At 64.2% G+C, this 11,836-nt stretch carries 14 protein-coding genes and 2 pseudogenes; 11 read left to right on the forward strand and 5 right to left on the reverse strand.

Translation table 11 applies throughout. The features are described 5' to 3' along the window. The coding region (locus DID96_RS27300; protein WP_148094503.1) for a transposase at positions 1–170 on the forward strand (170 nt) is incomplete at its 5' end. 454 nt (positions 171–624) lie between these two features. On the opposite strand, the gene ilvA is transcribed toward DID96_RS27300, so the two are convergent. Beyond that, positions 625–2,178, reverse strand: coding sequence for a threonine ammonia-lyase, biosynthetic (gene ilvA, locus DID96_RS27305; RefSeq protein WP_124602356.1), 1,554 nt, complete (start codon positions 2,176–2,178; stop codon positions 625–627). Positions 2,179–2,682: 504 nt separating this feature from the next. Here ilvA and gspI point away from each other — a divergent pair. The 3 genes from gspI to DID96_RS27320 all read left to right on the forward strand — a co-directional run bounded on the left by gspI (position 2,683) and on the right by DID96_RS27320 (position 4,302). After that, positions 2,683–3,144, forward strand: coding sequence for a type II secretion system minor pseudopilin GspI (gspI, locus tag DID96_RS27310; RefSeq protein WP_124602382.1), 462 nt, complete (start codon positions 2,683–2,685; stop codon positions 3,142–3,144). Further along, a complete protein-coding gene (locus tag DID96_RS27315) occupies positions 3,128–3,790 on the forward strand; it encodes a type II secretion system protein J (RefSeq protein ID WP_124602357.1) in 663 nt (220 codons plus the stop codon). Before gspI ends, DID96_RS27315 begins: the two co-directional genes overlap by 17 nt. Before the next feature lie 143 nt (positions 3,791–3,933). Continuing rightward, positions 3,934–4,302, forward strand: a complete 369-nt coding sequence (locus DID96_RS27320; protein ID WP_124602358.1) for a hypothetical protein — start codon at positions 3,934–3,936, stop codon at positions 4,300–4,302. A gap of 50 nt (positions 4,303–4,352) precedes the next feature. On the opposite strand, the gene DID96_RS27325 is transcribed toward DID96_RS27320, so the two are convergent. Then, a complete protein-coding gene (locus tag DID96_RS27325) occupies positions 4,353–4,655 on the reverse strand; it encodes a hypothetical protein (RefSeq protein WP_124602359.1) in 303 nt (100 codons plus the stop codon). Between the two features lie 10 nt (positions 4,656–4,665). On the opposite strand from DID96_RS27325, the gene DID96_RS27330 reads away from it, so the two are divergent. The 4 genes and pseudogenes from DID96_RS27330 to DID96_RS39095 form a co-directional block, all read left to right on the forward strand. Beyond that, positions 4,666–5,220, forward strand: coding sequence for an STN domain-containing protein (locus tag DID96_RS27330; protein ID WP_124602360.1), 555 nt, complete (start codon positions 4,666–4,668; stop codon positions 5,218–5,220). 2 nt (positions 5,221–5,222) lie between these two features. Further along, a complete protein-coding gene (locus tag DID96_RS27335; protein ID WP_124602361.1) occupies positions 5,223–5,771 on the forward strand; it encodes an RNA polymerase sigma factor in 549 nt (182 codons plus the stop codon). A gap of 11 nt (positions 5,772–5,782) precedes the next feature. Then, positions 5,783–6,784 carry a DUF4880 domain-containing protein gene (locus DID96_RS27340; RefSeq protein WP_124602362.1) on the forward strand — a complete coding sequence of 334 codons (1,002 nt, stop codon included), beginning with the start codon at positions 5,783–5,785 and terminating at the stop codon, positions 6,782–6,784. Between the two features lie 533 nt (positions 6,785–7,317). Next, a pseudogene (locus DID96_RS39095) lies at positions 7,318–7,713 on the forward strand (family 1 glycosylhydrolase); the annotation flags it as partial. 30 nt (positions 7,714–7,743) lie between these two features. Here the strand turns inward: DID96_RS39095 and DID96_RS39100 are convergent. Beyond that, positions 7,744–8,061 (reverse strand): annotated as a pseudogene (locus DID96_RS39100) (phage tail protein); the annotation flags it as partial. A gap of 210 nt (positions 8,062–8,271) precedes the next feature. On the opposite strand from DID96_RS39100, the gene DID96_RS39615 reads away from it, so the two are divergent. After that, positions 8,272–8,481: a hypothetical protein gene (locus tag DID96_RS39615; RefSeq protein ID WP_185732373.1), complete on the forward strand. Its 210-nt coding sequence runs from the start codon at positions 8,272–8,274 to the stop codon at positions 8,479–8,481. 652 nt (positions 8,482–9,133) lie between these two features. Then, the gene (locus tag DID96_RS27355) at positions 9,134–9,913 is read left to right on the forward strand and encodes an NYN domain-containing protein (RefSeq protein WP_124602364.1); all 780 of its coding nucleotides are present in this window, start codon (positions 9,134–9,136) and stop codon (positions 9,911–9,913) included. Between the two features lie 64 nt (positions 9,914–9,977). Here DID96_RS27355 and DID96_RS27360 read toward each other — a convergent pair whose 3' ends face one another. Both DID96_RS27360 and DID96_RS27365 read right to left on the reverse strand, forming a co-directional pair. After that, on the reverse strand, positions 9,978–10,823 hold the full coding sequence (locus DID96_RS27360; protein WP_124602365.1) for a hypothetical protein: 846 nt from the start codon (positions 10,821–10,823) through the stop codon (positions 9,978–9,980). After that, entirely contained in the window at positions 10,762–11,241 is a 480-nt protein-coding gene (locus DID96_RS27365) for a hypothetical protein (RefSeq protein WP_124602366.1), read from the reverse strand. The genes DID96_RS27360 and DID96_RS27365 overlap by 62 nt, the downstream gene beginning before the upstream one ends. 185 nt (positions 11,242–11,426) lie before the next feature. On the opposite strand from DID96_RS27365, the gene DID96_RS27370 reads away from it, so the two are divergent. Continuing rightward, positions 11,427–11,597, forward strand: a complete 171-nt coding sequence (locus DID96_RS27370; protein ID WP_311767771.1) for a family 1 glycosylhydrolase — start codon at positions 11,427–11,429, stop codon at positions 11,595–11,597. The last annotated feature ends 239 nt before the right edge of the window (positions 11,598–11,836 follow it).

Genomic DNA, 11,836 nt, shown 5'->3' on the forward strand with positions numbered 1-11,836 from the left:
CCTGGTCCCAGACACGTCAGACCAACGGGTTCCTGGAAGCCATCAACGGCCTGTTTCAGGCCGCCAAACGACGTGCTCGCGGCTACACGAACTTCGAAACTATGCGCACCGTGCTGTTCCTGATCGCTGGCAAGCTCGACTTCACTTCGATCAACCCGCATACCGCATAACCCATTCAGATTTCAAAAGAGCCGCAAAAACTCCTTTCAGTGGAATGACCTTTGGGCTGACGACGTTGCGTGCAAAGTCGTTGCCGTCTGCGAGCATCTACTCGAATTCGCACCTTGAGAACGCCGACGCGTGGACCTGTCCTGGGACCAGCGATACGTATGGAAGAACGCCCTGGGGCGTCCGGAACGAGAAGGAGGCGCGGCGCAAGACGGATTGTCGAACTCACAATCAAATTGTGCAATCGACAGTGTAATTGTGTAATGCACAATCTCGACACGTATGACGAGGGATGGACCCGACCGGGCCGTCGCGACCGGAAAACTGTCGCCGATCGCAGACGCGTAAATTTCGACTTGCGTCGCGATCGGCCAGGCGTTGAGCACGGCTGCAAGTGGCCGGCCAACCCATGGTTGGACCGATCCGTGTGACGCGCCGTTCGTATGCCCTGGGGCACTACAAAAACAAACGATAGGAAGGGTTATCGCTTTCCTCGACATACGCATAACCAAGCGTCGCGAGGAAGCGGTCGAATTCAACGTTGTCCACCGGCGGTACCTGAATGCCGACGAGAATCGAGCCGTAATCCGCGCCCTTATTCCGGTAATGGAACAGGCTGATGTTCCATTCCGGCGCCATCGCCGACAGGAACTTCATCAGCGCGCCCGGGCGCTCCGGGAATTCGAAGCGGAACAAGCGCTCATCGTTAGCGAGTGGTGAAGGACCGCCAACCATATAACGGACATGCTGCTTCGACAACTCGTCGCCGGTCAGGTCGACGGTCTGGAAGCCGTGCGATTCGAAGTTCGCGGCGATCTCCGCCGATTCGCCGCGCCGCTTGATCTGCACGCCAACGAAGATGTGAGCAGACTGCGCATCGGCGATCCGGTAATTGAATTCGGTCACGTTCCGATCACCCACCAGCGCACAGAAGCGCTTGAAACTGCCACGCTCCTCGGGGATCGTGACCGCGAACACGGCTTCGCGCGCTTCGCCGACCTCCGCGCGCTCCGCGACGAAGCGCATCCGGTCGAAGTTGATGTTTGCGCCCGATGTAATCGCAACCAGCGCCTGGTTCTCGATTCCTTCGCGCTCCGCGTAGCGCTTCGCGCCGGCGACCGACAGCGAGCCGGCTGGCTCGAGTACGCTCCGCGTGTCCTGGAACACATCCTTGATCGCCGCGCACAGCGCATCGGTATCGACCGTGATCACCTCGTCGAGCAATTCGGCGCATAGCCGGAAGGTTTCCTCGCCGACGAGTTTCACCGCAGTGCCGTCCGAGAACAAGCCGACCTCGGTCAGCTCGACGCGCTTGCCGGCATCCATCGACTGCGCCATTGCGCACGAGTCTTCCGTCTGCACGCCAATCACCTTGATCTCGGGGCGCACGGCCTTCACGTAGGCTGCAACGCCAGAAGCCAGGCTACCGCCACCGATCGGCACGAAGATCGCGTGAATCGGCCCCTGATGCTGACGCAGGATCTCCATCGCGACTGTGCCTTGGCCGGCGATCACATGCGGGTCGTCGAACGGATGCACGAAAGTCAGGCCGCGCGCCTCCTGCAGCTTGACCGCGTGCGCGTACGCGTCGCTGTACGATTCGCCGATCTGAATCACCTCGGCGTTCGGGCCACCGTGTGCGCGCACCGCGTCAACCTTCACCTGCGGCGTCGTGACCGGCACGACGATCACCGCCTTCACGCCCATTCGCGCGGCCGAGAACGCGACGCCCTGCGCGTGGTTGCCGGCCGACGCGGTGATCACGCCACGTGCGAGTGCATCAGCGGGAATGTGCGCCATCTTGTTGTACGCGCCGCGCAGCTTGAACGAGAACACCGGCTGATTGTCCTCGCGTTTCAGGTAAACGGGGTTGCGCAGCCGCGTGGACAGGTTGCGCGCCAGTTCGAGTTCGGTCTCGAACGCAACGTCGTAGACGCGTGCCGTGAGGATATTTTTGACGTACTCGCTTGGCGTGAGGGCGCGCCCGACGGGTTGAGCGCAAGTGTCCAATGAGTTTCGGTACGAAGGCACAATGATTTCCTCTCCAGATCGCGTTTGATGTAACCGGAGGCGGAAATAAAAAAACCCGCCTCTCGGCGGGTTATCGTCATTGCGCGCAGATGTGCACTAACCCACCATTCTGAGAATGGCGGGAATAATCAGCGCGATAGCGAATGTTCGATAGTTCATGTCGAGAATCTTTGACCATTGCTCTGGCGTTGTCAACGGCTTGTTTCGGACGAGCCGGTTCGCGTCGGCCGTCATACGGTGCGCAACCGCATCGTGTCGGTGCCTCGCGACCGTGTGCCGCGGCGGCGCGCATGCTCAAAATGGTTCGTAGCATTCGACACGCGTCTGCCATGCGCGTCGCTTAATTTGGATGCGCACCGGCCGCCGCCACGCCGCGCGACGCGGGCCGGCGCATCGATATCCGAGACCTGACTGACGCAGTGGTGCCGCGAACGGGTGACCAACGGGGGCGCATGCGTGACGACCGATCGACAGACGTGGGCCATGTGCGGCGACCAGGCAGACCAAGCATTCCAACCAGACCGAAGAGACCATGACGCCAGCCGCGTCCGTCGCGTGCCGCACGCAACGCCGCTGCCGCAAACGGGCTTCACGCTGATCGAGGTGCTGGTCGCGCTCGCGATCGTCGCGGTCGCGCTGGGCGCGGTGATGCGCGCGATCGGTTCGCTCGCGTCCGATACCGACACCGCGCGCATGCGGCTGCTCGCGCTCTGGAGCGCGGACAACGCGCTCGGCGCGATCCGCATCGCGTCGGGCTGGCCGCCCGTCGGCAGCGACATGTTCGCGTGTCCGCAGGGGCCGTACCGGTTCGTGTGTCGCCAGTCGGTGACGGCGCTGCCGAGCCCGCTCGTGCGCGAGGTGACGGTCAGCGTCTATCCGTCCGCGTCGAGCCGCACGGTGCTCGCGCAGATGACTACCGTGGTGCAGGATGAAGCGCGGCACTGAAGCGCGCGTGCCGCGGCGCGCGCGCGGCTTCACGCTGATCGAGATGCTGGTCGCGATCGCGCTGCTGGCGGTGATCGCGCTGCTGTCGTGGCGCGGGCTCGACGCGACGATCCGCGGACGGGACACGATCGCGTCGACGCTGTCGCAAACGCGTCTGCTCGGCCGCTATTTCTCGCAACTGCAGTTCGATCTGCTGAACCTCGTGACGGCCGACGAGGTGTTCGGGCCGCCGCTGCGGCTGCGTCCGAACGAGCTGGTGCTCGTGCGGCATGTCGGCGTCGGCGGCGGGCCGACGCACGTGCAGGTGGTGCGCTACGCGCTGAACGGGCGCGAGCTGACGCGCAGCGCGTCGCAGCCGCTTGCGTCGCTCGCCGAGCTCGAGGACGCGCTGCATCACATGGACGCGTTCGCGAGCGTGGTCGTGAGCCGCGACGCGCGCGCGATGCAGCTGTCGGTATGGATCGCGCCGGGCGGGTGGACGGCCAGCCAGGCCGTCGTCGAAGAGACGTACGCAAAGTTTCTCGCGCAGCACGGCATCAGCAACATCACGTCGCTCGGGATGCCGCTGCCGCGCGGCATCCGGTTCGCGGTCCAGATCGGGACGCCGCCCGTCGAATACGTGCGCACGATGCCGATCGGCCAGTGAGCGGCTGGTGCGGGTGCGGGGTTGCCGTTATGCGAATTTGCGGATTTGCGGATTTGCGGTATTCGGCCGCTCGATACGTCTTGGTTAACGTGAGCCGGACGGAGGTTCGGCGTGCGGTATTGAAGCGTTGAGGAGTTGAATTCGTGAAATCAGTTGTCGAAGGTATCTGCAAGGCAGCGCACGCCGTGTTGCGGCAGCGTCCGGGTTTCGTGCTGCGATTCGTTTGCCTGCTGCTGACCGGTGCCGTGACGGCCTGCGCAGCGGAGGGTGGCGCCGATGCCGCTGACGCCGGCGCGGGGGCCCGGCGGGTGAAGGTCGCCTGCGTGACGGCAGCGCGCCGTGGCGAATCGCCGTGTGCGGAAAACGCGGTGCGCGCGTGCGGCGGCCCCGCGACGTTGCGTACGGTCACGCTCAACGCAGCCATTCCGGTGACTGAAGGTGTCGATCAGCATCCGGCGCCGATGTATCAGTATTCGGCGATCTATACCTGCGGCACGGATACCGGGAAGTAGCGCAATCAGTCGCCACCCGTCGCGCCGACAAGCGGTTTGTCATGTTCGCGTCAGGTCATATCGATGTCATCGGGCGCCTTTACGATCGCGTGATCCGTTCCACGCGTGGCGCTGGTGTCGCGCGCGACGGGCTGATCTCTTTTCCCTGTCGATCCGATGAGCCGGACCTGGGCTTCAATTGCGGTCTTGGCGGCGGCCCTTGCTTCCGTCGCGTTGCCCGAAGCGGTGCGGGCCCAGGCGTCGTCGACGTCGATCGCGGCTCCCGCGGGCGGCGACGGCGGCGGCCCGGTCGATTTCGATATTCCCGTGCTGCCGCTTGCCGCGGCGCTCAAACTCTTCAGCCAGAGAAGCAACTTGTCCGTGATGGCGCAAAGCAGCCTGCTGGATCAGCACACGAGCACCGCGGTGCACGGCGTCTACACGCCGCGCGACGCGTTGCAGCGTCTGCTCGGCAACACGGGGCTGGAGGCTCGCTTCCCGTCGTCGAGCGCGGCGGCGATCGTGCCGTCGCCGGCTGTGCCGTCCCCGTCGTCCGGGGCGATCACTGCCGACTCGCCGCTGTCGTTCGAGATCGCCGAGTCGGCGATCGACGGGATCCATCGCGGCGGCGCGGATTACGGCCCGTACGTCGCGTCGATGCAGGCGGCGCTGATCGGTGCACTGTGCCGCTCGCCGCGGACGCGCCCCGGCGCGTACCGGCTGGCGGTGCAACTGCGCATCGGCCCGGCGGGCGACGTGAGCGCGTTTCGCACGGCGGGTTCGACCGGCGATGCGACGCGCGACGCCGCGATCGGGCGTGCGATCCGGTCGCTCGCACTCGACGCGCCGCCGCCCGGCATGCCGCAACCGGTGACGATCCTGCTGCGTCCGGCGCAGGGTGGCGTCGTGCCGGGCTGCGCGTCGCAGGACGGAGGCTAGCGATGGCCGAAGACGCGCGAACCCGCTTGCGCTCGCTGTTCGTCGCGAAGTACGCGCACCTGCGCCGCCGGCTCGAGTTCATCGTCGGTTCGCGCGATGGCGCGGCCGACGCGATGCAGGAGACGTGGCTGCGGCTCGACACGATGAACGATCCGGCGCAGGTCGCCAATGCCGACGCGTATCTGCTGCGGATGGCGGCGAACGTCGCGATCGACCAGCACCGGCGCGAGCAGCGGCACCTGAGCGCGGGCGAGGTCGACGAGCTGTTCGAGGTGCGGGACGAACTGGCCGATCCCGACCGGATCGTCTCCGCGCGCCGCGACGTCGACGCGCTGCAGCAGGTGCTCGACACGTTGCCGTCCCGGCAGCGGGGGATTCTGGTCGCCGCGCGGATCGACGGGCTGCTCAATCGCGAGATCGCCGAGCGCTTCGGCATTTCGGAGAGCCTCGTCGAAAAGGAGCTACGCTATGCGTTGCGCGCGTGCCGCGACGGCCTGCGGCAGCAGATGGCGCTGGAAGATGGCAGCACGCGCGGGCGGCGCAAATTCTGATGACTTTCTCGATGACGAACACCGAAAGCTCGCGGCAGGACGCGATCGACGAACAGGCGGAGTCGTGGCTGATCCGGCTGCGCTCGGGCTCGGCGTCGCCCGAAGACGCCGCGGCGTTCCGGCATTGGTGCGAACAGGATCCGCGTCATCGCGAGGCCGCGCAGCTGCTCGGCCGTATGTGGGGCAACCTCGCGCCCGCGCTTCGCGAAGCGGCGCCGGCGCGCGGCGCGGCCGCGCAGTCCGGCCGCCGGCTTGCCGCAGGCGGCCGTGCGCAGATGGGCCGGCGCCTGTTCGTCGGCGGCGCGGTGGCGGCCGCGGCCGGCTGGCTCGCGTTGCGGCCGCCGCTCGCGCTGTGGCCGTCCGTCGCCGATCTCGCGGCCGACTACCGCACCGGAACGGGCGAGCAGCGCAAGCTGACGCTCGCGCACGACGTCGTCGTCGACCTGAATACCCGAACCCGGGTCGACCTGCTGTCGTCGGCGGCGCCTGCGGCCGGGATCCGGCTGCTGGCCGGCGAGGCCGACATCCAGACGGACATCTCCGGCACGCCAGGCGCGGCGGCCCGCCCGTTCGACGTCGTGGCCGCCAGCGGACGGGTGCGTGCGTGGCGGGCCGGGTTCAATGTGCGGCTGTCCGGCGATGCCGGCTGTGTCACGTGCGTGACGGGCACAGTCGAGCTGCGGCATCCGCACGGCCGGGCGACGCTGTCGGCCGGGCAGCAGGTCGTTTATGACGATCGCGCAGTGCACGCGCCGTCGAACGTCGATACCGCGAGCGTGACCGCGTGGCGTCGGGGCGTGCTCGTGTTCGACGACGTGCCGCTTGCCGCCGTGATCGACGAGATCAACCGCTACCGGCCGGGCAAGCTCGTGCTGCGCAATCCGCAGCTCGGCGACGCGCGCGTGCAGGCGCAATTCTCGCTGCGCCGGCTCGACGACGCGATCGTGATGGTGCGCGACGTGTTCGGCGCCCATGTGACGACGCTGCCGGGCGGCATCGTGCTGCTTAGCTGATCGGGCGGTCGGGCGATCGGGCGATCCGGCGATCCGGCGTGCGCCAGGACGAGCGGCGCGGCCGGCTGGGCCGGGCTGCCGCACGCCGCAAACCAGTGTGTGGTCGAACTCCGCTGACCGAAAAACCGGGTTCCGTGTTGCACGGGACCCGGTTTTCTTTGTGCCTCATTCGAAACCTCGAGACCAACAGCTCAGGAATGGCACAACCGCAACGTCACCTGCACGTCGAGAGCGCACCCGTCGTGAAACAAACATACATGTTTGTTTAAACCCTGCCGTCGCTGACTTGGGAACCTTCGGGTCGGCGTGACACAGGCAACGACAAGGATTCACCCGATGTTCAAGTTTCTCCGGGCAGGCTGGCTGTCCGCCACCTGCGTGGCCCTCGGCGCTGCTTTCGCGCTCGCGGCCGCTTCCCGCGCATTCCATGTGACACAGTCATGACTATTCCATTCTCGAACGATCGCCGGCGATTCTTTGGTCAGAGCACCGCCGTGATCCGCAGCGGGTTGCTGTCCGCGTGCGGCGGCGACATGAGCGGATCGCTCCCGACCTTCCCCGACGGTTTCGTATGGGGCGTCGCGACGGCGGCGGCACAGACCGAAAGCCGCGACGGCCGCGGGCAAAGCAATTGGGACGTGTTTGCCGACCAGCCCGGCAAGATCGCCGACGGCTCCACGAACGCACGGTGCATCGAATTCGAAAAGCGCTATCCGGGCGACCTGGCGCTTCTCGGGCAGGCCGACATCCAGGCGTTTCGCTTCTCGGTCGCGTGGCCTCGCGTGCAACCGGATGGCCCCGGAACAGTGAGCAAAACGGGCCTGTCGACCTACGACCGCATGGTCGGCACCATGCTGGCGAACAACCTCACGCCGTACCTGATTCTCTTTCACTGGGACATCCCGGTCTGGGCAGGCGACTTCCGGAGTCGCGACATCGCGTATCGCCTGCCCGTCGAGGCCGCGGCCGTCATCCCAACAGCGGATGAACTCGCCTCGAAGGTCGGGAAGACGGAACGTATTGCTGCCGTTGCCCGTGGAGAAGCAGCCGGTGCGGCCGTTGTGCCAATCGGCATCCGACACAATCGTGCCGCTTGCCTGCGCATAGGCCCAGAGGACGGGATAGTCCACGCGCTTCAGTTCGGCACCATTCAGCTTCAGGTAGCCCACCCGGGCCGCTGTACGCGCTTCCCATACGATCTGGCCGATCTGAGCGTTGAGCAATGCCGCCGCGAACCAGGCGGACGTGATGAGCTTGTTCGAGCTGTCGCCGGCCGGCGAGGCGCCCGCCGCGCTCAGGCCGCCAACGTTGACGAGTACCGACGCGGGATCCTTGGCCGGCGCGACTAACACGCGGCCGCCGTTTTGCATGAGCGCCATATTGCCAACCGAGTAGCCGCTGCCACGTGTGATCGAGATCGCATTCTGCGAACTGCAATATTTCCAGAGCCCTTCGAGATCTTGACGGGGCCGGTGAAGCGGGCGTCGGTGAGCGCTGCGTATCTGTTCGCCGCGGTCTTCGGCGTCAATGCGCGCGTGTCGTCGGTTCCGGCGTCGACCTCGGCCTGCGTCGCGATTTTGATTACGCCTTTCTGCTCCGTCGTCGCTGGCGGATTGAGGAGCGTCGTCGGCCCGAACGCCGGGTTCGAGATGTCGATCGATTTGAAGACGGCAACAGCCTCGAGATCGAACCGTTGAAGGCGAGCCTGCGCGAGGTGAACGACTGGCTCGGGATAGAAGTCGTGCGCTTCAGGGACTTCGAGACGCCGACGGGCTGACGCCCGACCGCGCAACCGGCAGAGAGAAGCCGCCGGGTACTTCGGTGCCGGCGGTTTATTTGAGTCTGGCGTCCGTGCGCGGGCGCGGCGGAATAGGGCGCCTCAGAGCGGCCGTTGGGCTGGCCGTCGGCGCACCTGCCGAGCCTGCTGCAGGGCCGTAGCGGGCCGCCTGACGCGCTGGGGAGGCATTAATGGAGCCGGACCCTGTCAGGATGCTGCTGATCTCGACCCCGCGCGCAGTTGTGCCCACGCCCCACCTGCCCGCAAAAACGAGCGTTTTTTTGCATACATGCAGTGGGCGCTCCAGCTCGGCCGGCGCGGGCTGTGCGGGGATCGATCGATTTTGATGTGCAGTTTTATGCACGTTGGTTATGCAGGCTCGAAAAAGCATTACCGTTTCAACAGATATCATCAGTAAGGGGTGAAAATAGTTGCATACGTAAGTAACGTTTGCTAGAGTTCGCTGCATCTAGCCCTTGGCAGTACGCCGACGCACCATATCCAGCGCCGCGCCGAACCCTTGGGCTTTTTTGCGCTCTGGGGTCAGAAATAGACAAGAGTCGGGGACAACGATGCCAACTGCGATCCTTATCGACGGCGCATTCTTCATCAAGCGCTTCCGCGCCATCGAGCCGCAGAACGCGCACAACGCGCGGCGAGCTGCCGAATGCGCACACCGATGGGCATGCGCCCACCTCACACCACCGACTCGACCCGGGCGGCGAAATCCTGGCGAGGCTCCAGATCCTGATCGTCAGCCAGTTCGTCAGCAACGACACGAGCTGTACCGCATCTTCTTCTACGATTGCCCGCCGCTCGACAAGAAGATGCACAACCCGATCAGCAAGCAATCGGTCGACTTCGGTAAGTCGAATGAAGCAGCATTCCGACTCGAGTTGCACGAGCACCTTCGCGGCAAGCGCAAGGTCGCACTGCGCTTGGGCCATCTGTCAGCATTCACTCAATGGATCATTAAGCCGGACAAGGTCGCGGCGCTGCTGGCGGGGCGCATTGAGATGAAGGACATTACACCCGACGACGTGACGGTGGACGTTCGCCAGAAGGGTGTCGACATGCGGATAGGTGTAGACGTGTCGTCACTTGCGTTCAAGAAGCAGGTCGACCAAATCGTATTGATTGCAGGTGATGCCGATTTTGTTCCTGCAGCGAAACAGGCGCGCCGTGAGGGAATCGACTTTATCCTCGATCCAATGTGGCAGCGCATCCCGCCGAATCTCAACGAACATATCGACGGGCTACGATCGACCTGCCCACAACAGCGCAGACCTGGTCTACAGCCGGCTGCACAGCAGGCACAACAGGCCCAGCAACAACCCGACCCGGAGGAGTGAACTGCCACCGGCGTCGAGGTAACGCGGTTCCGGCCTGTCAGACTGGCCGTCAGTCACTACCAGATCAGGTCAATCTGACAATGGTGTCTGACCAGCGCATGTAAAAAAGCATGTAGGGATCTCGAATGTTCAGGACTTCATTGTCGCTGTCCCATTCGATCAACACCTTCGACTGACCGTCGTTCGCAAGCTGCGCGATGTGCAAACAAGCGCCTGACGTGCTTGAGCCTGATGGAGTCGTGGTTTTGCACACATCGCCGATGCGCGCGAGTAACTGCGAGTACGTAAATCGAAACTGTGGCGGATCTGCGGCAAGCGCGCGGAGCACAATCGTATATACGTCGCCGTTATCCCCGTCGGCCAGACGGTAGTTCAACCGCTCTGTCCCACCCGTTTTCGGGCCTTCGCGCAGTTTCTCCATGGTGCTAGAGAAGTCGGTGCTGGACGTTCGGCTGCAGACGTCCTTGATAAACTGCTTGTCGTCCGGCACGTTGAGCGGCGGCTGCCTAGTTTCGCGTGAGTCGAGCTGAAAGCACGCATTGAGACATATCGACTGCATGAGCTGCGGCGACCCCGCGGCTTCGCCGGCGAATGCCGCCATGAGTCCAGCGTCGACGTTCAGGCCGAGCTCGGCGAATCCGCGCTCGGCGATCTGCGTCAACGTCGGCGTATCCCAATAGTCGAAGTCGATGGCTATGAATCGGCCTTGCAGGTCGGGGTTCGCGCGAAGCATGTCCTCAGAATGATACGGAACCGACGCACCGACTATTTCGACGCCCTTGTCGATCGCTTCCTTGATCTGTTCGGCGACTTGCTTCTGCACGTCGCGAGGGATGTAGTGAAAGTCGTCAATGAATACGACAAGGCCTGTCCCGGCAAGCTCCTTGATCAGCAACTGTAAGGTGATCATATGCGACCGCCGCGATGGTATCTACGGACTTTGTGCCGGACGCGTGTGTGACGTTGCCGTTCAGTTCGACGCTGGCACCGAAAAGCTTGAGTTGTCCCTTGCCGCCGCCAGTTCCAGACGTCGAACTGTTCGCTTCCGCCGACGACGTCGTTGGGACAGTAGTGCCGATCTGGTGAAATACTTTCAGCCAGAGTTGATCTGGCGATTGCACACCCGCGCCCGTAACGGACACGAGGTTGTCGGCACCGACTACGTTGCGGACGAAAACCGTCTTGCCTGACTTTGAGGGCCCCGAGATCGTGATCAGCAAATGCTGCTCTCGTGCATCCCTGAACGTCTGTTCTCGGCGCTCGAGGTGATCTCGAACGAAGGTAACGGTGGGCGTTTGCCCAGGGGTGAAAACTTCAGTCGCCCGCATGGACTGGCTCTCCATATAGTGGTGCACAGTCATCCATCGGACGGGCTGTTGGTGCAAGCAATCGCTGTCTAACTTGCGTTGGAAGACTGGCGGAGATCCGCGCCGGATGCTGCTCAAAATTTCCGCAAAATGTTAGAGAGGTTTGTGTAATGCTTTGATTTTCCTAGATTTTGGATCCGTAAGGCGTGCGGCTTGGCGGGGTGTTCTATTGGGCCGGCCTCGACAGTTGGGAGTGGGGCAGCGGGTTCACGAAGAAATTCGGCCTGATTCACGTTGACCCGAACACCCAGCAACGCGTCCCGGAGCGCAGCCTCGCCTACTATTCGCGCTGCATCGCGGCCAACGCGGTCGCCTAGGCGCGATCGCGCTGGCGCCGGCCAATCCCGGCCCGGCGCGCCGCGCGTGCATACACGCGACATACGGCTCCGCAAGAATTCCCCCATCGGCTGTCCGGCGCCGTGCCGGTTCCGACCCGGTCGCCACACAGAAATGCGATATCCCGCGAGCCGCTTCGTCAGGGCGTTAGATGACGGATGTTGCTAACGGGGAATTCGCTATGAGCGGTCGTACGCAGAGGCAGTCGAAATCGGTCCAA

This window comes from Burkholderia sp. Bp8963, assembly GCF_003854275.1.
Lineage (GTDB): Bacteria > Pseudomonadota > Gammaproteobacteria > Burkholderiales > Burkholderiaceae > Burkholderia.